Origin of the sequence: Sulfitobacter sp. SH24 (assembly GCF_965641895.1) — a bacterium.
GTDB classification, from domain to species: domain Bacteria; phylum Pseudomonadota; class Alphaproteobacteria; order Rhodobacterales; family Rhodobacteraceae; genus Sulfitobacter; species Sulfitobacter dubius.
In genome coordinates, this window is sequence record NZ_OZ282575.1 from 672,688 (window position 1) to 696,823 (window position 24,136).

General features: G+C 59.9%; 28 protein-coding genes and 1 pseudogene. 9 read left to right on the plus strand and 20 right to left on the minus strand.

All coding sequences use genetic code 11. From position 1 onward, the window contains the following. Positions 1 to 23 precede the first annotated feature (23 nt). The gene (locus ACSQ16_RS05760) at positions 24 to 239 is read right to left on the minus strand and encodes a hypothetical protein (protein WP_339823098.1); all 216 of its coding nucleotides are present in this window, start codon (positions 237 to 239) and stop codon (positions 24 to 26) included. Positions 240 to 407: 168 nt separating this feature from the next. Between ACSQ16_RS05760 and ACSQ16_RS05765 the strand changes: the two genes are divergently transcribed. Together ACSQ16_RS05765 and ACSQ16_RS05770 are read left to right on the plus strand one after the other, a co-directional pair. Further along, on the plus strand, positions 408 to 1,154 hold the full coding sequence (locus tag ACSQ16_RS05765) for a 16S rRNA pseudouridine(516) synthase (RefSeq protein ID WP_435988673.1): 747 nt from the start codon (positions 408 to 410) through the stop codon (positions 1,152 to 1,154). A gap of 76 nt (positions 1,155 to 1,230) precedes the next feature. Beyond that, positions 1,231 to 1,662: an HIT family protein gene (locus ACSQ16_RS05770; protein ID WP_435988674.1), complete on the plus strand. Its 432-nt coding sequence runs from the start codon at positions 1,231 to 1,233 to the stop codon at positions 1,660 to 1,662. 30 nt (positions 1,663 to 1,692) lie between these two features. Here the strand turns inward: ACSQ16_RS05770 and ACSQ16_RS05775 are convergent, their stop codons facing one another. Then, complete coding sequence (locus ACSQ16_RS05775) at positions 1,693 to 1,809, minus strand: DUF5996 family protein (protein WP_435988791.1); 117 nt, start codon at positions 1,807 to 1,809, stop codon at positions 1,693 to 1,695. Between the two features lie 121 nt (positions 1,810 to 1,930). Here ACSQ16_RS05775 and ACSQ16_RS05780 point away from each other — a divergent pair, with 121 nt between their 5' ends. Both ACSQ16_RS05780 and ACSQ16_RS05785 read left to right on the plus strand, forming a co-directional pair. After that, a complete protein-coding gene (locus tag ACSQ16_RS05780; RefSeq protein ID WP_435988675.1) occupies positions 1,931 to 2,128 on the plus strand; it encodes a hypothetical protein in 198 nt (65 codons plus the stop codon). A gap of 174 nt (positions 2,129 to 2,302) precedes the next feature. Then, positions 2,303 to 3,397 (plus strand): HPP family protein, encoded by a 1,095-nt coding sequence (locus ACSQ16_RS05785; RefSeq protein ID WP_435988676.1) that lies wholly within the window; start codon positions 2,303 to 2,305, stop codon positions 3,395 to 3,397. 7 nt (positions 3,398 to 3,404) lie between these two features. Here the strand turns inward: ACSQ16_RS05785 and ACSQ16_RS05790 are convergent, their stop codons facing one another. From ACSQ16_RS05790 to ACSQ16_RS05855, 14 genes are all read right to left on the minus strand, one after another. Beyond that, positions 3,405 to 4,673 carry an MFS transporter gene (locus ACSQ16_RS05790; RefSeq protein ID WP_435988677.1) on the minus strand — a complete coding sequence of 423 codons (1,269 nt, stop codon included), beginning with the start codon at positions 4,671 to 4,673 and terminating at the stop codon, positions 3,405 to 3,407. Positions 4,674 to 4,865: 192 nt separating this feature from the next. Continuing rightward, a complete protein-coding gene (locus ACSQ16_RS05795) occupies positions 4,866 to 5,153 on the minus strand; it encodes a hypothetical protein (RefSeq protein ID WP_435988678.1) in 288 nt (95 codons plus the stop codon). 92 nt (positions 5,154 to 5,245) lie between these two features. Beyond that, on the minus strand, positions 5,246 to 5,530 hold the full coding sequence (locus tag ACSQ16_RS05800) for a DUF1127 domain-containing protein (protein WP_435988679.1): 285 nt from the start codon (positions 5,528 to 5,530) through the stop codon (positions 5,246 to 5,248). A 327-nt stretch (positions 5,531 to 5,857) separates the two neighbouring features. After that, on the minus strand, positions 5,858 to 6,211 hold the full coding sequence (locus tag ACSQ16_RS05805) for an MliC family protein (RefSeq protein ID WP_435988680.1): 354 nt from the start codon (positions 6,209 to 6,211) through the stop codon (positions 5,858 to 5,860). A gap of 412 nt (positions 6,212 to 6,623) precedes the next feature. After that, complete coding sequence (gene rnk / locus ACSQ16_RS05810; protein ID WP_435988681.1) at positions 6,624 to 7,061, minus strand: nucleoside diphosphate kinase regulator; 438 nt, start codon at positions 7,059 to 7,061, stop codon at positions 6,624 to 6,626. 50 nt (positions 7,062 to 7,111) lie between these two features. Then, positions 7,112 to 7,561: a hypothetical protein gene (locus tag ACSQ16_RS05815; protein ID WP_435988682.1), complete on the minus strand. Its 450-nt coding sequence runs from the start codon at positions 7,559 to 7,561 to the stop codon at positions 7,112 to 7,114. Positions 7,562 to 7,873: 312 nt separating this feature from the next. Then, a complete protein-coding gene (locus ACSQ16_RS05820; protein WP_435988683.1) occupies positions 7,874 to 8,218 on the minus strand; it encodes a RidA family protein in 345 nt (114 codons plus the stop codon). Positions 8,219 to 8,220: 2 nt separating this feature from the next. Further along, positions 8,221 to 8,985: an ABC transporter permease gene (locus ACSQ16_RS05825; RefSeq protein ID WP_435988684.1), complete on the minus strand. Its 765-nt coding sequence runs from the start codon at positions 8,983 to 8,985 to the stop codon at positions 8,221 to 8,223. Between the two features lie 3 nt (positions 8,986 to 8,988). Continuing rightward, the gene (locus ACSQ16_RS05830) at positions 8,989 to 9,678 is read right to left on the minus strand and encodes an ABC transporter permease (RefSeq protein WP_435988685.1); all 690 of its coding nucleotides are present in this window, start codon (positions 9,676 to 9,678) and stop codon (positions 8,989 to 8,991) included. Between the two features lie 68 nt (positions 9,679 to 9,746). Next, on the minus strand, positions 9,747 to 10,538 hold the full coding sequence (locus ACSQ16_RS05835; protein ID WP_435988686.1) for an ABC transporter substrate-binding protein: 792 nt from the start codon (positions 10,536 to 10,538) through the stop codon (positions 9,747 to 9,749). Between the two features lie 24 nt (positions 10,539 to 10,562). Next, positions 10,563 to 11,333 (minus strand): ABC transporter ATP-binding protein, encoded by a 771-nt coding sequence (locus ACSQ16_RS05840; protein ID WP_174860434.1) that lies wholly within the window; start codon positions 11,331 to 11,333, stop codon positions 10,563 to 10,565. Then, positions 11,330 to 12,715, minus strand: coding sequence for an FAD-dependent oxidoreductase (locus ACSQ16_RS05845; protein ID WP_435988687.1), 1,386 nt, complete (start codon positions 12,713 to 12,715; stop codon positions 11,330 to 11,332). Before ACSQ16_RS05845 ends, ACSQ16_RS05840 begins: the two co-directional genes overlap by 4 nt. Beyond that, positions 12,708 to 13,025, minus strand: coding sequence for a (2Fe-2S)-binding protein (locus tag ACSQ16_RS05850; protein WP_435988688.1), 318 nt, complete (start codon positions 13,023 to 13,025; stop codon positions 12,708 to 12,710). Before ACSQ16_RS05850 ends, ACSQ16_RS05845 begins: the two co-directional genes overlap by 8 nt. Next, positions 12,991 to 14,115 (minus strand): NAD(P)/FAD-dependent oxidoreductase, encoded by a 1,125-nt coding sequence (locus ACSQ16_RS05855; protein WP_435988689.1) that lies wholly within the window; start codon positions 14,113 to 14,115, stop codon positions 12,991 to 12,993. The genes ACSQ16_RS05850 and ACSQ16_RS05855 overlap by 35 nt, the downstream gene beginning before the upstream one ends. Before the next feature lie 138 nt (positions 14,116 to 14,253). Between ACSQ16_RS05855 and ACSQ16_RS05860 the strand changes: the two genes are divergently transcribed. Together ACSQ16_RS05860 and ACSQ16_RS05865 are read left to right on the plus strand one after the other, a co-directional pair. Continuing rightward, entirely contained in the window at positions 14,254 to 15,120 is an 867-nt protein-coding gene (locus ACSQ16_RS05860) for a LysR substrate-binding domain-containing protein (protein WP_435988690.1), read from the plus strand. A 150-nt stretch (positions 15,121 to 15,270) separates the two neighbouring features. Continuing rightward, a pseudogene (locus tag ACSQ16_RS05865) lies at positions 15,271 to 16,672 on the plus strand (transposase). 237 nt (positions 16,673 to 16,909) lie between these two features. Here the strand turns inward: ACSQ16_RS05865 and ACSQ16_RS05870 are convergent. After that, positions 16,910 to 17,335 (minus strand): MerR family transcriptional regulator, encoded by a 426-nt coding sequence (locus tag ACSQ16_RS05870; RefSeq protein ID WP_435988691.1) that lies wholly within the window; start codon positions 17,333 to 17,335, stop codon positions 16,910 to 16,912. 251 nt (positions 17,336 to 17,586) lie between these two features. Here ACSQ16_RS05870 and ACSQ16_RS05875 point away from each other — a divergent pair, with 251 nt between their 5' ends. The 3 genes from ACSQ16_RS05875 to ACSQ16_RS05885 are packed head-to-tail and all read left to right on the plus strand — an operon-like array spanning position 17,587 to position 21,318. Next, the gene (locus ACSQ16_RS05875) at positions 17,587 to 19,848 is read left to right on the plus strand and encodes a heavy metal translocating P-type ATPase (protein ID WP_435988692.1); all 2,262 of its coding nucleotides are present in this window, start codon (positions 17,587 to 17,589) and stop codon (positions 19,846 to 19,848) included. Positions 19,849 to 19,867: 19 nt separating this feature from the next. Next, complete coding sequence (locus ACSQ16_RS05880) at positions 19,868 to 20,335, plus strand: DUF411 domain-containing protein (protein WP_435988693.1); 468 nt, start codon at positions 19,868 to 19,870, stop codon at positions 20,333 to 20,335. Between the two features lie 38 nt (positions 20,336 to 20,373). Next, positions 20,374 to 21,318 carry a cation diffusion facilitator family transporter gene (locus ACSQ16_RS05885; RefSeq protein WP_271689175.1) on the plus strand — a complete coding sequence of 315 codons (945 nt, stop codon included), beginning with the start codon at positions 20,374 to 20,376 and terminating at the stop codon, positions 21,316 to 21,318. 394 nt (positions 21,319 to 21,712) lie between these two features. On the opposite strand, the gene ACSQ16_RS05890 is transcribed toward ACSQ16_RS05885, so the two are convergent. Genes ACSQ16_RS05890 through ACSQ16_RS05900 form a run of 3 tightly spaced genes read right to left on the minus strand, consistent with a single transcriptional unit; the run spans position 21,713 to position 24,042 of the window. Then, complete coding sequence (locus ACSQ16_RS05890) at positions 21,713 to 21,946, minus strand: hypothetical protein (RefSeq protein WP_394393629.1); 234 nt, start codon at positions 21,944 to 21,946, stop codon at positions 21,713 to 21,715. After that, positions 21,943 to 23,142 carry an IS91 family transposase gene (locus tag ACSQ16_RS05895; protein ID WP_435988694.1) on the minus strand — a complete coding sequence of 400 codons (1,200 nt, stop codon included), beginning with the start codon at positions 23,140 to 23,142 and terminating at the stop codon, positions 21,943 to 21,945. Before ACSQ16_RS05895 ends, ACSQ16_RS05890 begins: the two co-directional genes overlap by 4 nt. A 12-nt stretch (positions 23,143 to 23,154) precedes the next feature. Then, positions 23,155 to 24,042, minus strand: coding sequence for a tyrosine-type recombinase/integrase (locus tag ACSQ16_RS05900; RefSeq protein ID WP_039965707.1), 888 nt, complete (start codon positions 24,040 to 24,042; stop codon positions 23,155 to 23,157). Positions 24,043 to 24,136 lie beyond the last annotated feature (94 nt).

A 24,136-nucleotide genomic window follows, 5' to 3' on the forward strand; every position in this document is an offset into this window, starting at 1 on the left:
TTCGGGCAGTGAAGCATCTGACCTCAAGAAGTTGTGGACGCATCAAGCGCATTCAGAGCGGTTTTAATATGACGCAGAAGTTCTGTGCGGTCAGTGCCTTCCATCCCTTCGTCCGAGGCGCGCATATAGGCTTTCTTATCATCGCGCCATTGTTCAAGCAGTTCGATCTTTTGCGCTCGATCCAACGTGTCGTCGTGCAAAATTTCCTCAGGCGTGTCGTATTTTCCGAAGTACGGCATGACAGCGCTCCTTTACCTACATTGTTTAGAAACTAGCACGAAAAGCGGTTTGACAAAAACTTGCTATGCATGACGGCGCGGCGCGGCCGGTTGGTCGTATGCCGCTTGCTTTCGCATACCTGTCGCCGCACAACAGGTTGACGCCGCATGGTGAGAGAGGTCCGCCAGATGATCAAAGTTCCGACCACCCGGATCGACAGGTTGCTGTCCTCATTAGGCTATGGCTCGCGCAGTCAGATCTCGCAGCTTGCCCATGCGCAGAAGATTTGGCTGGACGGGGTGCGGGTGAAAAACGTGTCCAAACGCATCTCCATGCCGCCCGATCTGGCCGAGCGCATGACCATCAACGGCGCCGCGCTCGATCCGCTGCCGGGCATGGTGGTGATGCTAAACAAACCGGTCGGCTATATCTGCTCGCGCAGGGACAGCGGCCCGTTGGTCTATGAGCTTTTGCCGGAAAGATGGCGACTGCGCAAGCCCATGCTCTCGCCCGTAGGTCGGCTGGACAAGGAAACCTCTGGACTGCTTTTGCTAACCGACGACGGGAATTTATTGCATCAGATCACCAGCCCCAACCGTGCGGTTAGAAAGACCTATCGCGTCACGCTTGCTCGCCCGCTTGAGAGACAGGAGGCAGATGTTTTCGCCTCGGGTGAACTGCTTTTGGCCGGAGAAAAGAGACCGCTTAACCCGGCTAAGCTCGACATTCTCACACCCACCGAGGCGCGGTTGAGCATCACCGAAGGCCGATATCATCAAGTACGACGTATGTTTGCCGCGGTGGGGAATCATGTGGAGGCTTTGAACCGCGAAGCTCAGGGCGATTTGACATTGCCGGACAATTTGCACGCAGGTGCGTGGTGCCTTCTGAATGCAGACGACATCGCTAAGGTTTTCGCAAAATCGTCGAGCTAGTCTGGACCTCCGAGTATTCATCGGCAAACCACTGCTGGAAGAGAAGCAAGCCGCAGCGCGCAGGGATGGAAGTTGAATGGACGATACCTGTATCTTTTGTCGGATAGCGCGGTCTGAGCTGCCTGCGTTTAAGTTGTTTGAAGACGATATGGTCCTCGCGTTCCTTGATCGGCATCCGATCCGGGAGGGCCATGCGCTCATCATCCCAAAGCAGCATTACCCGTGGTTTGAGGACCTGCCCGAACCGCTGGCAGCGCGGATTATGACAGTCGGCCAACGGCTGGCGCGGGCGATGAAGGGCGAATGGCAGGTCGAGCGCGTGCCGTTTTTCTATACCGGTATCCACGTCGCACATACCCATGCCCATGTCGTGCCGATGTTGCACCAGCACGATGTCACCTCCGCCCGCTACCTTGAGAACGGGATCGAGGCATTCACCCTGCCGCCCTCGCCGGGAGAAGCGGCGCTGCTGCAAACTGCCGAACGTATAAAAGGGCGATTGACGTAGGACGGTTATGCGGGCGATAGCTGCCTAAGGTTAGCCCCGGTCGATAGGGCGCGGCACTCTCGGTTGGCCCAAGCCACATTCCAATGCATCCCTGTCCCAGTGACCCGTCTCAGCTGCTGCCTCATAGGTCGATTGAAGAAAGGCTATCTACGCGCCGTGTGTATCAACGCTGCTTTGGACGGCCTTGTAGGGCAGGAGGAACTCTCAAGATCTATACCTTGCGGCTGGCGAGCGAAGGGGTGCCAAACGACGCGACCGTGCGGGAGACTTGGCTCTTAGCACTGGCGCTGGCGGGCTGGCTTTGCGCGGCTTAGGCTATGCGGACGGCAATGCGGATGATGTAGTCAATCGCTTGCGCAAAAGTGACGTTGAGCGGCTGGATCAGCAGATCAATGCCGCGCGGGACGAGCGCGGGCGCGAGGATATTGTCTCAGCGATTACGCCGGAACCCGTAAAAGGCCGCTAGCCGGACATTCGCCTTTCATTGGAAAGTGCGGGCAACCTGTTCCACTGCACGCCGAATATTAGAAGTCTTGACCTTTTTGCGTCCTGTCCTGTTCAATTTCGGCACATAAACCTTCATAGGCTGAAGAATACCCAATGTCGTCGGAGGCGGCAGATCGACGGGAGAAAAGGTAACATGCGGATATGGCACCACCTCGAACCGGCGCTGCCCCGGTTCCACGGGGGCGAGCCGCTGCGGGCGGGTCTTGGCGCGCTTATTGGTATCAGCGTTTGTGTGGGGCTGGCCTATCTCGGTGCGCTCTTTGGGCAGACATCCTTCTATCTTGTGGCCCCTTTAGGGGCGACGGCGGTGCTGCTGTTTTGCGTGCCAAACTCACCGCTGGCGCAGCCCTGGTCGGCAGTCGTGGGTAACATCAGCGCGGCTTTGGTGGCTTTGATCACGGTTTGGTACATCCCCGGTCCTTGGTCGGTTGGCATCGCGGTGGGGGGCGCGATCACCGTTATGATGTTTCTGCGCGCCTTGCATCCGCCGGGCGGAGCGGTCGCCTTGATGACTGCGCTCAATCCCGAGGTGGCATTTGCAGCTGGACCGTGGTTCGCTTTGGTGCCGCTGGCGTTGGCGACGGTGGTGCTGGTGCTCTGCGCCACGGTCTATAACCGGCTGACAGGGCGGAAATATCCCTTTCGCTTGCCAAAAGAAGAACCGGATGACGCGCCGCCGCGTTTAGGGCTGTCGACGGACCAGCTTAGCGAATTGCTGGAGCGCTATAATCAGACCACGAACCTCGGCGTGGCCGATCTGGGTCGCCTTCTTGCCGCCGCCGAGGCCGAAGCGGCGCAGCATCGTTTTGACGGCACAACATGCGCAGATATTATGACCAGCGATCTGATCACGGTTGGCCCTAAGACATCTCTTAAGGAAGCGGCGCGATTGCTGCGTAAGCATCGGATCAAGAGCCTGCCGGTTGTCGACGCTGGGGATAGCCTGCGCGGGGTGATCTTGCAGGCTGATCTGCTCGAAGTGATCGCCGCGCAAGGCCGCCCCTTGGCCCGCAATAAGCAGGCACGGCAGCCTGTGGGGGACGTCATGCATTCAGCAAACAGGGCGGTGCCGCATGACCTGCCGGTTGGGGTCCTGCTGAACCGCTTGGCTGAGCAGGGCAGTGATGTGATCCCCGTCGTGAGAGGTACGCAGCTTGTCGGCATTCTGACCCGGACAGACATCATGCGGCTGCTGCTACAAGGCGCGGATGAACGGGCCGTGGCCTGAGCCAGCCCTAACCGGCCACACGCGTTTCTTCTTGCTCTGGCGTGCGCGGATCAAGCGCCACGGCCACCGGGGAAATATCCGGCAGCGGCACAAACTTTTCGCGACCTTCCACCGGAAGCGCCTGTCTGCTGCGCGTGGCGACCAGCACAAAGAGCGCATAGAGAACGGCAACAGCGGATTCGAACAGGAAGAAAGACGCAGGCCCAAAGACCGACATCAGGAAGGACGCCAGCAGAGGCCCGACCGTGGCGCCGATGGAATAGACCATCAACAGACGCCCAGAGGCCGCTACGTAAAACCGCTTTTCCAACCGGTCGAAGGTCTGCGCGACGCAGAGCGGGTAGACGCTGCTGATCGCGCCGCCGAAGGACAACGCCATCGTGATCAGCACCGCTAAAGAAACACCGCCCGAAAGCGCGGTGCTGAGCAGCCCCCATGATACCCCAACCACTAACAAGAGGCAGGACATGACGATGCGCCGGTCAAACCGATCTGCAAGCATCCCCACAGGCACCTGAAAGCCGAGACCGCCCAGTACGACCGTACTCATGAACATCGCGGCTTCTGACACGCTCAACCCGACCTGCCGCGCAAAAACGACGCCGAGTGCGTAGAAAGATCCGACAAGCATGCCCGCAACAGTCGCGCCGATGACCCCAACACGCGATGCATTGTATAGCGTTCGAATGTCGAGCGGCTGAGAAGCTTTTAGGTCCGGCTCGCCCAAGCGGGTCATCGCGATGGGGATGAGCGACAACCCGATGAGTGTCGATGCGATCATCAAATGATCGCTGCCGCCGACTGTGCCAAGGTTGACTAAAGTCTGCCCCGCAGCAATCGCTAGATAAAAGACCAGCATATAAAAGCCAAGCACCCGGCCGCGCGTCTCGTTGCTGCTGCGGTCGTTCAACCAGCTTTCGATGGAGGTGGTCATGCCGGCGATGCAAAAGCCGTTGATCATCCGCAACAGAACCCATGCTGTTGGAAACTCAAAAAAGCCATAGGCCAAGCAGACCGCCGCCGTCAGCGCTGCAAAGGCCGAGAAGGCCCGAATATGGCCGATCCGCAGAATGACACGTTTGGTATAGAGCCCGCCAAAGGCCAGCCCCATGTAATAGGCGGCCATCACCACACCGGTCAGTGCAACCGGATAGCCTGCTGCCTCCATCCGCAGGGGAAGGATGACACCAAGCAGGCTGTTGCCCGCGATAAAGAGCGTGGTCCCGCCGAAGAGGGCTCTGACCGGGGCGAGCAGGGTGCGCACTGTTTGGGCCATCTTTGCCTCTTTTCGGTTAGGGGCCTAAAGGCCCAAGTGGTCTCCATCCGCGAGCTTTGCGGAGAATGGTTATGGAGTCAGAAAGAAAGCCCCGGCAGATGCCGGAGCTTTGAAGGGTGGGCCGTAAGCGGAGCGGTTAAGCCGTCCGATCAGGACCGATGCTGGATCTCTGCCAGAGGTTTCATTGCGCAGTCAGCGTATTTCCCCCACATCCAGTATGCGCCGGACCGGCGGCATCGCCACCTTGCTCAACTGCATGGCGGAATGTACTGCGGCCAGCCCGAGAAGGGCTGCGACCATGGGCGAGGCGGCGTACCCTTGCCATGATCTGCTGCGTTTCCCTGCAATCGGAGCCGGCGCACCGCCATCGTCCTCCCAGCGAGCAACACAGTCGTCTGAAGGTGCAGCAGGCGTGGCACTGACCTGCGGTTCAAACATTTCCGGAAACAGCTCTTCAAAATCTGCTCTGCAAAGCATCATCTCTTCGGTCCTCTCGTAGCTTTGAAATATAGCGAACGCAGCGTCCTCGCTTTTCGGGATGCTGCATCGTGCGTCTCACGCGAGAACGTTGATCACGCGTGTTGATGCTTGAGGGACGTGAAGCCGTTCTTGGGTAGGGTATCGGCTTGCATGCGTTTCACGATCAGCGGGATTTCGTCCCGGTGAAGACCGATGTCGCGCAGGACGTAGTCATCCAACTCTTGCAAAGCGGCAATTGTCCTTTGACGCTGCCAGCCAAGAACCGCAGACCGTATCAGACGGCGAAGAGCGCCCGGCTGCGCAGAAGAACCCGCTGGTTTTGGCGTGCGGGGAGCCGATTTAAATGGTGAATAATTGGCGATGAAATAGGCGTACATGACACCCTCCATGACGAGATGGTTAAACCGCGACGGAGGTAGCATCTCGCTCGGCCATGCGCATAAAAGCGATTGGCGTCCGAGGCGCATACATCCGTCATGATGATTGATCCTGAGATCAAGTGAACCCCGTGGCTGGAACAGGCGTTGCCGCACCATTCCGCCCGGGGCTACCGGCGGTTCAGTGTTTTTCCTGCGTTCAGCAGGAGCCTCGTATGAATTCCGAACATCGTCATACCTCTGACATGGGCCGGCCCGAGCGACTTATCAAGCGTTCGGGGTGGCCTGCGACCTTCTGTCCTAATTGTGCCCCTAGAGCCTATGCGCTTATTCTTTTGGCATGTCGCTAGATTGCTTACAGAGAACTTTGGTCTCGTCCATCTGGTTCTCCAAAAGTGCGGTCGTGCCTTTGGTCGACAAGGTATCAGCGCCCGAGACATAGCGTGCGCCCGAACCAGACACGACGTTGACGAAAATCCGCGGGGTACCGTTGATATTAGTTAGCGCCAGCGCGTTCTCCCCCACGTTGACATATTGCACGCGCAGGGTGGCAGCCGCATCGCAGGTATAGGTCATGGTCTCGATACTATCGACGGCACCGAGGGAAAGATTAACGGTCGTTTCCGCGGCAACGGGCAGGGTCGGTGTCAAACAAATGAGGGCAGTAAGGGTAAAGCGCATGGGATATTTCCTTTGTTACTTCGGTCGATAGGTTAGGTTGCGTACCTTCTTAGGCTGCTAGTCGGGAGGGACGTTGCATGCGGCAAGCGGCACAGGTGAGTGCCGCAGCCCCTTGCAGCGGGATCGGCGCGTCGCAGCGCCGACATTTTACGGATCTATTTGGCAGCGCTTGCGCGAACTGGGTGCGACAACTGGGACAGCGCCCTGCTGCCGCGCGCGGGATCGCAGCGGCGCAAGAAGGGCATTGGGATGGCAAGTGAATGGTCATGGCATTTTTCCGAGATAAGAAGGCTGTACCGATTGAACGGCGGTTTCACTCCCCGGGCGGTGCGCCATGCGGTTTCACAGCATTGGTCGACACCCCCCGGGCTGCGCATGGTTTTTGCGCGCCCTTATGTTTGGCTCTCTCATTTTATGCACTCTGCAAGGTTTCTTGCCCTAAAGGCGCGACTTTGAGGATTTTCAACTCGCGCCTTTGCCTGTCGCGTGTTTCCCAATGGAACACAGCGCCTTCGGCCAGGCCAATGAGCGCGACGCCGATGGGGGTCATTACCGAAACGAGACCGTTGGAGATGTCGGCATTCTGCGGCAATACCAAAGTGACTGTATGGTCTTTGTCGGTTGCCTCGTCATGGTACGTCACCTCGCGTCCTAGATCGACGACATCAGCGCGCAGACGCTGCGGGGTGACAATGCGCGCACGACCCAGTTCTTCGACCAACTGCTCAGCCAATTCCGGATTGCGGCGCATCATCCCTTCGGACAGCGCTTCAAGCTCCGCGAGGCGGGTGTTACTTAGCACGATCTTGGGCTTGCGGGGGGATCGGCGTGGTTTGGATGGGGTGGACATAAGAAACTCCTTTGAAATTGGTGGGTTTAAGCGCCTGGGACGGCGCGTGTTCAAGTGCCACTGACGTCCAATACGACAAGCGTGTCGATCCAGCCGTCTTCGCGCAGCAGGGGGGCTTTCTGTAGCTTTTGCATGCCCAATATGGTCGCGCCCAAGAAGGACGTCACGGGGATGCACCCCGCGTCATCAGCCGGCACAAAGGTCAGCATGCCGCTTCGGGCCCTGCCGCCGTTCGTCATGAAGGAAACGAGCCGCCCCGCCACGACGAGGTTGGCTGGCGTGGGTTCGGGCGCGGGGCGCGCCAAGCGCAGTTTGTGATGCAGGAAACCTTCAATCAGCGTCGGGTTCGGGCATTCCGCTGTGAGCCCAAGGCTCAACAGGCGTTCAACCCCGATCCGATCAGCACGGGTCAGTTGGAACTTGCCTTTAAGCGGCGGGCATTTGAGCGATGGTCGATAGGCATTGCCCGTAAGCATATGCGTCGGATTGGTGATGTACATGATGGTCCCCCGGAAAGGATCGCAGTCTCAATGAAAAGTTTGAGATGGCCCCGGGGGTTGTAGATACGCCTAAGCGTCCGCCACCCGGGGACGGGGGCGGTTCAGAAGCAGAAACCGGAAATGATTCTCATGCGTAACCATAGCCCAAGCCTATCTTGAATAAACAAACTGTCAATCGACGCGCATAAGGGAGCCATTTTTTTCCCTAAGAGGCTGTTCTGGCCGCTGACATGCGCCAAGCTTTATAGCGGGGGTGGCCGAGCCGATACATGTCTTGGCGAATCACGGGGCCGGATAAGCAGTGCCTAAGGCCTATTCCACGATAGCCGCCGTCACGATAATCTCCACCCGAAGGTCCGCATCGGCCAGCTTTGCCTCGCCGCAGGCGCGGACAGGAGCGGCACCTTCAGGCACCCAAGCGTCCCAGACGTCATTCATCTCGTCAAAGTCTCCCATATCTGCCAGCCAGATCACCGCCTGCAGCATATGCGCACGCGAAGAGCCTGCTTCGTGCAGCAGCTTGTCGACGCGTCCGAGGCAATCTTTGGTCTGCTCTGTCACATTGACCCCGTCGCCAACCTGTCCACAGAGATAGACAACGCCGCGGTGTTTGACGATTTTGCTCATACGTTGGTTGGTGTGGAGGCGTTCGATCATGGTCATACTCTTTGAGGGGTCGGAAGGGGAGAAGTCTCGGCCTGGGCGCTGTCGCGGCGGGCCAGGTGGCGCAGGTAGCGGCGCTCGAACCCGCGGAAGGCCCATGTGATGCACAGCACAATGAGGAAATAGAGCAGGGCAGCGGTGATGAAGCCTTCATAGGCGAGGTAATACCGCCCGTTCAGCCAACGTCCAACGCCCAGGATGTCTTGCAAGGTGATCGTGCTGGCGATGACCGAGCCGTGCAGCATGAAGATGACTTCGTTAGAATAGGCCGGAATCGCGCGGCGGAAAGCCGAGGGCAAGATGATCCGGCGCATGCGGCTGCGGTAGGAATGGCCGGTGGCGATAGCGGCCTCGACCTCGCCCTTGGGCGTGTCCGCGATGGCACCCCGTAGCAGTTCGGTCGTATAGGCGGCGGTGTTTAATGTGAAGGCGATGAGCGCACACCACCATGCCGAGGACAGGATCTGGTCCCAAAGGAAGCTCTGGCGGATCACCTCGAACTGGCCGACGCCGTAGTAGATCAGGTAGGTCTGTACCAGAAGCGGCGTGCCGCGAAAGACGTAGGTGTAGCCCTGCACCAGCGGATTGAAGACCCGGTGTTTCGACGCACGCGCAATGGCCATAGGGATCGACAGCAAGCCGCCGAGGAGCAGCGAGAGGAAGGTCAGGTTAAGCGTGACCCAGACACCATAAAGAAAGCGGTCGAAATTCTCAACAATTAGAGCGATGTCGAGCGGGATATAGGACAGCAGGTTTTCCATGGTTTACGCCCTCACCACACCACGATTATAACGCCGTTCCACCGCGCGCAGCAGCAGATCTGAGATGCCAGTGAGCAGCAGGTAAATCACAAACGCTGCCGCCATGAAGGTGAAAAGCTGCCCCGTCGAGCGCCCAGCGGTGAATGCGTTATAGACTAGGTCCTGAAGCCCGATGACCGAGACCAGCGCTGTGGTCTTGAGTTGCACCAGCCAGTTGTTGGTAAACCCCGGCAAGGCAAAGCGGATCATCTGCGGCCAGATGATATGACGAAAAATCAGCGATTTACGCATTCCGCAACTGATGCCGGCTTCGATTTGTCCGCGCGGGATCGCCATAATGGCACCACGAAATGTTTCGGTAAAATAGGCCCCGAAGATTACACCGATCGTGCCGGCGCCCGCGGCGAACTGGCTGACCTCGACATAGCCCCAAAGCCCTGTCATCGCGCCGATGTTGTTGAGCGTCACCTGACCGCCAAAGAACACCAGCAGGATCAGCACCAAGTCCGGCACGCCACGCACAATGGTGGTGTAGGCTCCAGCCAGTCGCTGGGCCAGACGGTTGTGCGAAAGTTTGGCCCATGCGCCGAGCAACCCGAAGAACAAGGCGATCACCAGCGATGTCAGCGCTAGTTTGATCGTCATGATCGTGCCGTCGATCAATTGGGATTGGTATTCCAAAAGCATGTTCATCGCATGTTCCTTAAAGGGGCGTCAGGGCAACGCGGGGCCGCCCTGACGCGTTGTCTTCTCGCGCGGAGTTACTGGCCTTCGGGCCGATCGCCGTAGATGTCGAAGGGGAAGTATGTGTCGTTAATCTCGGCATAGGTGCCGTTTTCGCGGATCGCGGCGATTGCTTTGCTCAGGTCTTCGCGCAGCTCGTCCTCACCCTTGCGCACGGCAATGCCCACGCCTTCGCCGTAACATTCAACGTCCGTATGATCGCCGCCAAGGAAGGCGTAGTCGGCACCGGCCTCGGCGCTCAGAAAGCTTTCCTGCGCGATCAGACTGTCAGACAATTGCGCATCCACGCGGCCAAGCGCCAGATCGCGGAACACTTCGTCCTGCGAGCCGTAAAGCACGATCTCGGCATCGGGGAATATCTTTTCTGCGTAGCACTGATGCGTGGCGCCGCGCTGCACGCCGATGCGTTTTCCGGCCAAGCCCTCGGGCGTGCCTTCGAAATCGGCATCCTTGGGGGCCACCAAACGGGCAGGGGTCTTGTAGTATTTGTCGGAGAAATCGATCTGGCGCTTGCGCTCTTCGGTGATCGACATGGAAGCGACGATGGCGTCGAACTTACGCGCCTTCAGCGCCGGGATCATACCGTCCCATTCCTGCTCGACCAGATCGCATTCACGCTGCATCTCGGCGCAGAGCGCCTTGGCGATGTCGATGTCAAAGCCGACCAGCGTGCCGTCGGATTCCTTGGAGGAGAACGGAGGGTAGGCGCCTTCAACGCCGATGCGCAGCGTGTCTTGGGCGGCCAGCGGCAGGGCGATGGCGCTGAGGGCGATGGCAGCAGCGCTGCTCAGGATGGTTCTACGAAACATGGGTTGATCCTCTGTTGTGGTTGGTTAATTCATGCGCGAAAGAAACGCTTGGAACTCTGGGGTTTGCGGGTTGGAAAACAATTCTGCGGGCGGGCCTTCTTCGCAGACTTCGCCTTGGTGCAGAAATACCGTTCGGGTGGAGACATCGCGGGCAAAGCCCATCTCATGGGTTACGACCAACATGGTGCGGCCCTCTTCGGCCAGATCACGCATGACGCCCAGCACTTCGCCCACCAGTTCTGGGTCGAGCGCCGAGGTCGGCTCGTCAAAGAGCATTACGTCAGGGTCCATTGCCAACGCACGGGCGATTGCGACACGCTGCTGCTGGCCACCTGACAGATGTGCGGGGTAATAATCCGCCCGATCGGACAAGCCGACCTTGGCAAGCAGCGCTTCAGCTTTTTCGCGGGCCTGCGCCTTGGGGGTGCCCTGGACGTAGAGCGGACCTTCCATGACGTTTTCCATCACGGTCATATGCGACCAAAGGTTGAAGCCCTGAAACACCATCGCAAGACGGGCACGCATGGCTTCAACTTGCCGCAGGTCTTGCGGCACGATCTCTCCCCGGCGGTTCTGCGTCATCCGCATCTGCTCGCCCGCCAGCCAGACCTCGCCGGAATTTGGCGTCTCCAGCAGGTTGATGCAGCGAAGAAAGGTGCTTTTGCCAGACCCGGAGGCGCCGAGAATGGCGATGACCTCGCCCTTTTGCGCCTCAAGCGATACGCCTTTGATGACCTCATGCAAGCCGAAGCTCTTGTGCAGGTCTTTGACTTTCAGGGCTGCGGGGGCGCTCATGCGGGGTCCTCCTGAGGGGGTGAGAGTGCGGCCAGTTCGCCCAAGGCGATCGGTTTGATCGGCGAGCGGGCGCGGGGCGGGGAGATGGGGCGGTTTACGCGGCCTTCGTTGAGCAGACCGCGCAGGGTCGCGTCGCACATGCGGCCCTGACAAGGGCCCATGCCGCAGCGCAGGGATGTTTTGATCTGGCGATGACCTTGCGCACCTTCACCGATCGCCCGTCGGATCGCCCCGGCAGAAACCTCCTCGCAACGGCAAACGATGGTCTCGTCTGACGGCGTCAGTATATCGGCCTTTGGAGGGTATGCGGCATCAAGGAAGGGCCGGATGGCGCGGGCGCGGAACAGAGCGGCGCGGGCACGGGCGGCTCGTTGGTTGCGGTTGTCGGTGCTGAGGTGGCCGGACTGGGATAGGATATTTAGCGCGGCCAATTCTCCTGCGGCCGCAGCCGCCTCCGCGCCACCAATGCCGGCGCCGTCACCTGCCACATGCAATCCAGGCTGGTCGGTCGCGCCCCAGAGATCATGCTTGGGCTGAAAGGCACCCTGCGCCGCGTTCCATTCATGCGCGATCCCTGCGGCGCGGGTGATATGGGTGCCGGAGATCACACCTTGATGTGTCAACAGCAGGCCACATGTGAGGAACTCGTCGCGGCCCTTGGCACGGAAGGAAAATGCGACGTCGCCATTCGCTTTGGCGGTCGCGCGGAAATCCGACGCAGCAGTGTAGCGCGGCACACCTGCCGCACGGATCTTAGCGATCAGGCTTAGACCTTTCAGCAGGGTCGGTGCGCCAAAGAGCGCGCGCGGTAGATGGCGCAGGGCGGACATCATATCGCGGGACGACTGGGTTTCGACGAGCGCCTGCGGCGGGCCGCCCGCATCGATCATCTGAGCCGCAATGAGGTAGAGCAGGGGGCCGGAGCCTGCGAGCACGGCATCTATGGGGAGCATCCCCGCGGTCTTCATCAAAATTTGCACGGCACCGGCGGGCATGACACCGGGCAGCGTCCAGCCGGGAAAGGGTGCGGGGCGTTCCTGCGCCCCGGTTGCCATCAGAACATGGGCGGCCGGGGTCGTCCGGCTCAGGCCACCTTCGGACCATGTAACCTGCGGGCCCTTATCCAGCCGCCAGACCGTTGCGCCGGCCTCGAAAGTGATGCGCGGATGGTCAAGCGCATCGACCAACCCGGCTCCGGCGGCATAGGCTTTTCCAAGATAACCGCGCTGACCTCGGTTCTGCGACACATTACGGTAAATCTGACCGCCCGGACGCGGCTGTTCGTCAAGCATCAATACGCGAAGATCGCCTTGGGCCGCGACGGCAGCAGCAGACATTCCGGCAGGTCCTGCGCCGATGATGACCAGATCGAATTCAGCCATTCTGTCCTCCGCTCAGGCCACGTAGGCCGGTTTGACGTCGGACGGTCATACCTTCGCGCAGAAGGGTCATGCAGGCTTGGGTATTGGGCGTGCCGTCAACCTCCATCAGGCAGTCAAAACAGACACCCATCATGCAAAAGGCAGTTCGGGGCGCGCCTGTCGCGGTCTGTCGTGTCCAACCGCCGCTATGCGCCAGAAGGGCCGCTGCGACGGTGACCCCGGCAGGGGCCGACGCGGGCGCGCCGTCGAGGGTGAACACCACGCGGTCCCCGGTCTCAGGCAGCGTGCGAAAGCGCGAAGCGACACTCATCGAAAGCCTCCAGATCAGGGGTGGGGGATGTGTTCAAAATCCAATTCGCCAGAACGCTGGCGTGCAGGGGCGCGAGGGTGACACCGCTGTGACATGTCACGAGAAAAGCACCGGGGTGCGCGGCGGATTTGGCATAGACGGGGTAGCCGTCGGGTGACATCACCCGCAAAGCGCCCCAAGCACGGACCACGCGCACATCGGCAAGTGCGGGAAGGACAGTGACGGCATGACGCGCGAGGTCTGACATCACGCGCAGGCTCTCTCGATCGTCGAGCCCCGCATCGGCCTTGGTCCCGCCAATCTGCACGCCGCCTTCGTCAACCTGTCGGATGGTGCTGGACATGAAGGGCAGGCGGTCGCCCAGCTTCTCGGTGATCAGCAACTCGCCAAGCTGCGGCTTGACCTGCGTGGTGAAACCCAGATCGCCCGCCAAAGATGCGGACCCCAATCCCGCGCAGAGCACGACCTGATCCGAATGAAGCACCTCGGCACTGGCCAATGTCAGTGCAAAACCGCCCCTCGGCTGGGGCGAAATCGTGGTGACGGTGGCGCCCATTCGCACGCGTCCCCCGGCGTTTTGGACTGCAATGCGCAGGGCACGCAGGAAGCGCAAAGGGTTCACATGGCCATCACGCGGTGAGAAACTGGCACCGACAACTTCTGGCCCGAGGCCCGGCAATTGGCTGCGCAGATCGTCCCCAGATAGCATCTCATAGCTGGCGCGATTGCCAAGATGTGATGCCTGCTGCGTCATCTCTGCGGTAAAGTCTGCCATTTCTTCTGCATCGGTGAAAAATTCGTAGCCACCCGATTGATCCAGCGCCAGGTTGATGCCTGATAACTCTTGCAACAACGGTGCAAACGCGGGCCACGCGCCTAGGGCATCCATCGTCCAATTGGCATAGGGCGCAAAATTCCAGCCCTTACCTTGGCCCCATATCAGACCGAAGTTCCCCTGCGAGGCCCGGGCATCGCCGTCTGCGCCGTCCAGTACCTGAACGATCCGTCCAGCCTGCAGCAATCCAAGTGCTACAGAGAGCCCCACAATGCCGCCGCCGATGATTGTTATTTCTGGGGTGCGCTGATGCATCTGATTCCTCCGCGTCCTAGATCGCAGGATTGAATGCATAAGAATAATCGTATTATTTAGGCAAATCATTCACTCAGGTTATGAATCCACATGCTCCCTCGGTTAACCCATAGACAAATCGAAGCCTTTCGCGCCGTAATGGAAACCGGCAAGGTCACTGCTGCCGCGACCGCGCTTGGCACGACGCAGCCGTCGGTCAGTAAACTCATTGCAGATTTGGAGCGCGCCGCTGGCTTTGAGATGTTCGAGCGACATGGGCGGCAAGTCGTGCCCACGCCCGAGGCCCGGGCGCTCTTTGAAGAGGTCGAACGCGCCTTTGTAGGGATGGCAGAAATTTCCCGTGTAATCGAAGATATTCGCGATTTTCGGACTGGCAGCCTGCTTATCGCAGGGATGCCTGCACTTGCGCTAAAATTCCTGCCAGACGTCATTGCCGAGTTTATCGCGGAAGAGCCCGGCATCACGGTGTCGCTGCGTACCCGCAGTTCGCAGGCCGTGCTGCGGCACCTCAGTTCTCAGCAATTCGATCTCGGCTTTGCCGCTTTAGACAGCGATCATCCCGCCGTTCAACGCCAGGCTTTGTTCACCGCACCGATGCTTGCGGTTCTACCGCCGGGGCATGAGCTGTTAGAAAAGACTGTGCTTGCACCCAGCGACTTTCATCAACGCCCCTTCGTCGCGCTTGGCGCGGAAATTGGCACACGCTCGGAGACCGATGCCTTTTTATTAGAGGGAAAAGCTCGTCCTCGGATCGTTGCAGAAGCGCAATTGTCCGCGTCGATTTGCGAGTTGGTCGCCGCCGGGGCAGGGGTATCGATCGTCGAGCCAGTCACGGCGACATATTTCGGCGCTGCAGGCCGGATCGTGGTGCGGCCGCTCAAACCCGCACAACCGTTTCGATACGATTTGCTTTTACCCGCGACACGACAGCCTTCACGCGTGGCGGGGCGGTTTTTAAGTTTGGTTGAAGCCCGATTTGAGGCGCTTTTTGATGCTACTCGATAGGGATATCGCGTTTCTCCCTGCAAGCCGTTGAAAAAAGTGATGCAATTTACCTAATTTATTGTGCAGAAGCGCGTATTTTGTTGAAGAACTCTTCCTTGATTGCGGCCTGAACTGCTGATTCAATTCCTTTATTCGGGGGGAGTATTAGCGATGATGGGACCACGACAGGAGGCGCAACCGGCGCTGTTCTACGAGTTCTCGCTGGAGGATTATGTTCCCCAAGATCACCTGCTTCGATCCATTGATCGGTTCGTTAACCTGAGCAGCATCCGCGCCCACCTTGCGGATTTCTACAGCCATACCGGCCGCCCGTCGGTCGATCCCGAGCTGCTGATCCGGATGTTGCTGGTCGGCTATTGCTTCGGCATTCGCTCTGAGCGGCGGCTTTGCGAAGAGGTCCATCTGAACCTCGCCTATCGCTGGTTCTGTCGCCTTGATCTGAGCGACCGGGTCCCGGGCCAACTCCACCTTCTCCAAGAACCGCCATGGCCGGTTCCGTGACAGCGAACTGCTGCGCCATCTATTTGAGACGACCGTCGCGCGCTGCATCGCCGAAGGTCTGGTCAGCGGCCAGCGAATGGCGATTGACGCCAGCCTGATCGAAGCCGATGCGAACAAGCAGAACTCCACGCCGAAGGAAGACTGGGACGCAACGCACATTGATCCGGCTGATGCGCCCCGCGCCGTGCGCGAGTATCTCGACACGCTGGATAAGGCTGCATTTGGCGCGGCCAGCGAGGTGCAGCCCAAGTTCACCTCGCATTCTGATCCCGCCAGCCAATGGACGGCGGCGCGTAAGGGCCCGGCATTCTTCAGCTATTCCGATAACTACCTGATAGACACGGATCACGGTGTCATATTGGACGTTGAAGGCATCCGTTCGATCCGACAAGCCGAGGTTGGATCGACCCAGACCATGCTTACACGGGTGAAAGCCAAGTTCGGCCTGATCCCCGACTGGATGATCCCCGACTGGATGATCGCCGACACAGCCTATGGTTCAGGCCCCATGCTCGGCTGGCTCGTGGAACGCAAGATCAATCCTTACATCCCTGTGATCGACAAGGCCGGACGCCCCGATGAGACCTGGACACGCACAGATTTTGACTGGGATGCGCAGAACGACCAATACATCTGCCCCGAGGGCCACGCGCTCAAACAGTTCTGCCGGAATTACTCTGATCCAAGCCGGGGGCCGACAGGCAAGGGCACCGCGCGCTATCGCGCCTTGAAAGAAGTCTGCCAGGTCTGCCCGTTCAAGCAAAAATGCTGCCCCAACGCTGAGACGCGCAAGATCACCCGCGAGGAGCACGAAGACGCGCGTCAGGTTGCCAGAGATTTGGCCAAAACTGAAGAATATCAGATTGCGATGAAGCTCAGGAAAAAGGTCGAAATGCTCTTTGCCCACCTCAAACGCATTCTCGGGCTGGGACGACTGCGATTACGCGGCCCATGCGGTGCAAATGACGAATTCCTCCTTGCCGCCACCGCCCAAAACCTCCGCAAACTGGCTAAGACTTTTCCTGCACCGCAGCAAACGCGCAAAGCCTGATAGGAAAGGCGCTCGTGCGCTCTTCAAAGCGCAGCTTTCTGCGCAAGCAACACGCTGTTTTTCCACAGAATCGGAGGAAACCAGATATTCGCTGCAAATTGCACAAAGGTCAGCTTTGCCGAAAGCATGCTCAGCACCGACACCAGCTACAGCGGCGGCGTGCCGCCACTCTTAGACCTGGAAACCGCCTAAGATATGCGCCAATGCCGCAAACGGATAGAGGGGGGGCGACGGACATCAGGCGGTGGCCCCGTGGTCGGCAAGACATTCCTCATGGTCGCGCAACACCTCAAGAATGCGACAGTCAGCCACCCGATCAGCATTGCAGGCACCGATCATGCGCTGCAATTCAACGCGGAGGGCTTCGAGCCGCACCAGCCGCGCCTCGACTTCGCGAAGTTGTCTTTGGGCGATGGCATCGACCTGCGCACAGGACCGGTCTGGCGTGTCTGAAAGGTCCAACAACTCCCGTATTGCCTCCAGCGAAAACCCCAGTTGGCGGGAATGGCGGATGAAAGAGAGACGGTCCAGTTCCGCATCGCCGTAACGCCGCTGGCCGCCTTCGGTCCGGCCGGGCTCGGGCATCAGACAGATCTGTTCGTAATACCGGATCGTCTGCACTTTGGTGCCGGTGCGTTTTGCGAGCGTGCCGATGGTGAGCATATCTGAACCCTTACATTCTACAGTCTTTGTAGGTTTTTGAAAGGTGTCGCGCAAGCCGGCAGCCCGTGAACCGGGGTGACTCCCCACGCTGAGATTTCTGCCACTCGTCGTATCATGCTCCGTCACGAGGCCATTCTCGCAGCCTAAAAGAAGGATGATCGGGAGAAAAAAGGATCTAAAAAACCGCTTGAAGCTACAGTTGCTGTAGGTCGTATCTCTTCTTCTGACGGTGAATCGGATTAGAAACAGATATGGCGGACGGCAGCACAGCACAACGGGAATGGCGCGTCACGGGAATGGACTGCGGCGCCTGCGCGGCCAAGGTGCGCGGTGCGGTGGAGCGCTTGCCGGGGGTCGCGGATGTCGATGTCGCGCTGATGTCCGAACGGCTGCGCCTGACACTGAATGAGAGGGAGACCGCGCCCGAGCGGATCGAGAAAGCCGTGCGCGGCATCGGTTTCGGCATCTCTCCGAAGGGGGCAAAGGCAGAGAGGCCCAAGGGCGGTTTCATCCTACCGGACGATGCGGTGATTGGCGGGGCAGGGACCGTGCCTCAGGAGCCTGCGCCCGAAGAGATGCCAGACCTTGCTTGGTATCAAACCGCAAAAGGCCGCTTAGTCCTCGTCAGCGGCGCGTTGCTCGCAGCGGCATGGGCGTCGCGGCTTGCCCTGCCGGCTGAGGTTTCGCATTGGGCCTTTGTCATCGCTACGCTGATCGGGGTGATCCCCGTCGCCCGCAGTGCCTTTGCCATGGCGCGGGTGGGTATGCCCTTTACCATCGAAATGCTCATGACCATCGCCGCCAGCGGCGCGCTTGTGATCGGAGAGCCGGAAGAGGCCGCGCTGGTGGTCTTTCTCTTTGCCGTGGGCGAATTGCTGGAAGGTGTCTCTGCCGGGAAGGCACGCAACAGCATCCGTGCGCTGGCCAAGCTGGTACCGAAAACGGCGCAGCTTGAGGTGGGCAACAAGACGCGGGAGGTGGCGGCAGAGGCGCTCAGCGTCGGCCAGATTGTGCAGGTGCGCCCCGGGGACCGGGTGCCCTGTGACGGCGAGGTGGTCAGCGGCACTTCGGGCGTCGACGAAAGCCCTGTCACCGGGGAGAGCGTGCCGCGTCTTAAGGAGCCGGATGCGGATGTCTTTGCCGGATCGATCAACACAGAAGCGTTGCTGCGCATCCGAGTCACAAAGGCTGCGGCGGACAACACCATCGCGCGCATTGTGCGACTGGTGGAAGAGGCCGAGAGCGCCCGCGCGCCGACCGAGCGCTTCATCGATAGGTTCAGCCGCGTCTACATGCCTGCCGTGGTCGGCATGGCCTTTTTGGTGGCCGTGGTGCCGCCGCTCGTCTTTGGGGGCGCTTGGGGCGAATGGGTCTATCGGGCGCTGGCTTTGTTGCTGATCGGCTGCCCCTGCGCGCTGGTGATCTCGGTGCCTGCGTCGATTACCTCGGCCCTGTCCACCGGGGCGCGCAATGGGTTGCTGATGAAGGGCGGCGCAGTGATCGAAGCGGCGGCGCGGGTCACCCATGTGGCCTTTGACAAGACTGGAACGCTGACCCACGGCAAGCCGCGCGTGACCGATGTTCAGGCGCTTATGGGAAATGAAGCCGATCTTCTGGCCCTTGCCGCCGGGGTCGAGAACGGCGCGAGCCACCCGCTTGGCCAAGCGATTTGCGTTGCGACCGAGGCGCGTGGGATCGACCCCGCTGCCGCGACACAGTCCCGCGCCTTGCCCGGCAAAGGGGCCGAGGCGGTGATCGGAGGGGCAACCATCTGCGTCGGCTCGCCGCGTTTGGCGGCAGAATGCGGGACACTGCCAGAGACTTTGCGCGCCCAGGTCGAGGCGCTCGAAGCGCAGGGCAAGACCGTGGTGATTGTCCTGCGCGACGACGAGGCCCAAGGCCTCATCGCCCTGCGCGACGAACCCCGCGCCGATGCGGCAGAGGCGGTGGCGCAGTTGAACGCCTTGGGCATTTCATCGGTGATGCTCACCGGGGACAACCGGCGCACCGCTGCGGCCATTGCAGAGGGGCTGGGCATCGACTATCGCGCTGAATTGATGCCGGAGGATAAGGTCGCGGCCATTCAAAACCTCACGGCTGAAGCGAAGGTCATGATGATCGGCGACGGCATTAATGACGCCCCTGCATTGGCCGCAGCGCATGTGGGTGTCGCAATGGGCTCCGGCACCGATGTGGCGCTCGAGACCGCCGATGCCGCGATCTTGCGTGACCGGGTGACAGATGTGCCCGGCCAGATCCGTCTCGCCCGCGCCGCGATGGGCAATATCCGGCAGAACATCGCCATAGCGCTCGGGCTAAAGGCCGTGTTCCTTGTCACCACGGTGCTTGGCATCACCGGCCTCTGGATTGCGATTTTGGCGGATACCGGGGCAACCGTTCTGGTGACGCTCAATGCCCTGCGGTTGCTGTTTTTCCGGCCAACCACCGCCGAGCAGTTGGCCGAACCGAGCCGCCGCCCTACAACCCACGCAACCAACGAAACGACAGTCTGAACCTTTGGAAGGACTTCACATGACCCTCACACGACGCAGCCTGCTGGCCTGTTCCGCAAGGTTTGCTGCGGCCGCACCATTTGCCGCCTGGGCCGAAGAAAAATCTGCCATCCACGTGATGAAAGACCCCAACTGCGGCTGCTGTTCGGCTTGGATCGAGATCCTGGAGAACGAGGGGTTCGCCGTAACGACCGAACGCAGCCTCGGATCGCTCCTGATCCGTTACAAACAAGACAACGGCATCCCGCAGAACATGGCCTCCTGCCACACTGGGAAGATCGATGGCTATATGATCGAAGGTCACGTCCCGCCCGCCGACATCCGCAAACTGCTTGCCGAGCGCCCGGATGCCATCGGCCTCGCCGTGCCGGGGATGCCCTATGGTTCGCCGGGGATGGGGCCGGAGAGTGAGCGCGACGCCTATGATGTCTATCTGATTGCTCGCGATGGCAACAGCGAGGTGTTCACAAGCTACGAGGCTGCCTAAATCGCAGCGGACTTGGACCAAACAAGCAGGAAGCGCGCATGGCACATGATCACGCCCATATTGACCCCGAAAGCGGGGACCGCAGAGTATCACTGGCCATCTGGGCGAATGCCCTTCTGACTGTGGCGCAGATCGTGGGCGGTGTCTTTGCGGGGTCGCTCGCCCTTATCGCGGACGCGCTTCACAATTTTTCAGACATGGCCTCCTTGGTGATCGCCTTTGTGGCTCGCAAAATCGCACGGCGTCCGGCAGATGCGCGGATGACCTTTGGCTATGGCCGGATCGAAATCGTTGCCGCGCTGATCAACTACACCACGCTTATTCTTGTCGGGGTCTATCTGATCTACGAGGGCGGGATGCGCATGATTGATCCGCCGCAAGTGGCGGGCTGGACGGTGGTCATTCTGGGCGGGGTCGCGCTGGTGGTTGATACGATGACGGCGCTGCTGACCTATTCGATGCAAAGGGGTAGCGTGAACATCAGGGCATTGTTCTTGCATAACCTGTCAGACGCTCTGGCCTCGGTCGCGGTGATTATCGGCGGCACGCTCATCATCCTTTACGACCTGCGTTGGGTTGATCCCGCGATCACCATCGGTATCGCGCTTTATATCCTTTATCTGGCACTCACTGAAATCGGCGGTCCGATCCGTATGCTGATGCTGGGTAGCCCGCCTGACATGGATGCAGGCGCAGTGGTCGACGCGATGACTGATGTCGATGGGGTCCGGGATGTGCATCACGTCCATCTCTGGCAGATGCAGGAGCATGAGGTGGCGCTTGATTGTCATGTAGTGTTGATGGGGCGAGATTGGACGGACCTTGAAGCTGTAAAGCAGGCGGTCAAGAAAAAGCTCGCGGATGACTTCGGCATCACCCACTCGAGCCTTGAGTTTGAAACCTCAGATAATGCCCATCAGGGTGCCGCGTTGTTTGGCCATAAAGACGGTGGAAACAACGCCGGCGAAGAACCTGGTGCATAAACATCTTGAGATGCCGAACAGCGTTTCTGCACGTTTCACTTGGCCAGTTTCCGACCTTTAATGCATTTCGGTAGACGCTACGGTTTCTATAACTTCTCAATAATGGGTGTGGGCAATGTCCGGTTTGGCGTGCCGCACCGTATCATAAGGTATAATCGGTGAAGATCTGCTAAGGGTCGACCGTGCCGGCCAAGCTTTTGGCGCAACCGCGAAGAACTCCGTCCCTCATGCGGTCAGCTGGGGCTCGAAGCCGTCATTCGCTGCAGACATCATCAAGGTCGGCTAAGGTGAAGGTTTTCTGATGCGGGTCGCGGCGTGAGGTTCGCGTCTTGTTGGGCGGACGACCCGCGTTGGAAAACCTCCCAAGGTCGAAGCCGCGAGGGTCTTGGTGATGCTATGGGTAAAGTTCGCTGACGATCGAGACGACGGCTGTTTCAGCGGGCCGTTTGGCCTTTTGCACGAGGCTGCAGATGCGGACTTCCCAGCCCAGTCGCCAAGCGCTGCCCGCCGGGCTGGGTGGATTTGTGGTTTGGGAACCTGCTGATACCTGATCGGCGCAGGTGGCTTGGTCCGGTTCTGCACGGAGCAGCCAGCGTGGGTTGATGATCTGTGACAGGCGGTCGGTCATGCGGCCTGCTCCCGTGGTGGCGCGCGTGACATCGGTTTCTGCCCGCGACGAAAGATCTCGATGATGCGCATGGGTCCCCCGCAGCATGGGCATGGTTCACGCAGCGTGAGCGGGGTGACGTCTGGCTCAGCGTCTTGGACATCTGCCTGATCTGGTGGTTGGACGCAGAGCAGTTTGCGGATTTTTGTGAGATTAGCTTTGCGAGCGCTGCTGGCCAGCAGGCCGTAGTGGCGGATCCGGTGGAACCCGTCAGGAAGGACGTGGATCAAAAAGCGTCGGATGAACTCAGGCGTGGCTAAGCGCATTATCTTCTGGCGGTCCCCATTTTTGAGGCGGTAGTCTTTCCAACGGAAGGCGACGGTGTCGGCATCAGCGCTGACCAAGCGGTGGTTTGAGATGGCGACGCGGTGAGTATAGCGGCTCAGGTAGGCAAGCACGGCCTCTGGGCCGCCAAAGGGCGGCTTGGAATAGACCACCCATTCGGATTTGCGGAAAGGGGTGAGCCAGGTGGTGAAGGCGTCCGTCAGCGCCAGCCGCTCCAAGTCCCCATAGAAAGCCAGGTCTCCGGCTTGGTGCAGCGCCACGAGCCCGTCCAGAAAGAGGCGGCGGAACAGGCGCGACAGCACGCGCACATGCAAGAAGAACCCAGGCTTGCTGGCGACCCATTTGGTGCCGTCCGGCGACAGGCCGCCGCCGGGGACGATCATATGGATATGCGGATGATGGGTCAGTGCCGATCCCCATGTGTGCAGCACGCTGGTCATGCCCACTCGCACGCCCATGCGCTTGCGGTCGGCCGCGATGTTCATGATGGTCTTGGCCGACGCCTTGAACAGCAAGCCATAGATCGCCTTCTTGTTCCAATAGGCGATCTGCGCGATCTCAGCTGGCAGGGTGAAGACGACGTGGAAATATTCCACGGGCAGCAGATCTTCGGCCCGTGCCTCCATCCAGTCGCGCGCGGCCGGTCCCTGGCACTTCGGGCAGTGTCGGTTCTTGCAGGAGTTATAAGCGATGTGATGGTGGCCGCATGTGGCACAGCCAGCCACATGCCCGCCAAGAGCCTCAGTCCGGCAGGCCTCGATCGACGACATCACCTTCAACTGGAAGAGGCTGACATGCCCCGCATTGGCCAGCCGCCACGCAGGACCATGGGTGCGGAAGATATCAGCAATCTCCAGTTCGGTCCGGGGCACCCCGGCGCCCGGTCACTCCAGACTTCGCTTCACCGTCTGATCCTGCAATTTGGCCAGCATCTCGTAGGGGCTGACAGTGTCGCGGATCGTCTTGGTGGCCACATGAGTGTATCGCGCAGTGGTCGTCAGCTTGGCGTGGCCGAGCAGCACCTGAATAACCCGCACGTCGGTGTTTGCCTCCAAAAGGTGGGTGGCAAAACTGTGTCGCAACGTGTGCAATGTCGCCGGCTTCTTGACCCCTGCCATATGCTTGGCTGAGGTGAAAGCGCGGCTTAACTGACGCGGCGAAATCGGGTTGATCTTCGGCTTGCCGGGAAACAGCCAGCCTTCGGGACGTGCCTCGCGCCACCAGGCCCTTAGCAACTCCAGCAAGCCGGGTGACAGCATCACCTTCCGGTCCTTCTGACCCTTGCCCAACTCGACATGGATCAGCATCCGGTCGCTGTCGATATCGCTGATCTTTAGGTTGCAGACCTCGGACGCCCGAAGTCCTGCGCCGTAAGAGATGCTGAGCGCGGCCCGATACTTCAGCCCCGGTCCGGGTGCTGCCATCAGGATGTCGGACACCTCCTCGACGCTGAAAACCACGGGCAGCTTGCGCGGTTCGGTGCGGAATTGCATGTAGCGCTTCATCTCCTCGCGCCCGCAGGTCATGCTGAAGAAGAACCGCAGCGCGACGATCCGCACGTTGAACGTCGACGGGGTCACCCCGCTGTCTGTCATGTGCAGCTGATACGCGCGCAGATCTTCCGGTGTCGCCGTGTCGGGTGGCCGCCCAAGAAAGGCCGCGAAGTCCTTGATCGCCCGGATGTGGGACTTCTGCGCCTTCTCGCCCATCCCACGGATGCGCATGTCATCGATCATCCGCTGGCGCAGCGGGGTTACTCTTTCCTCTGTCATGGGAACCTCCTGTCGGTTGATTGAGAAGGCCCCAATCGTCAGACAAGTCAGTCAGATCGCAAAATGCGCGCTGTTACGGAGGGCTCAATCCATC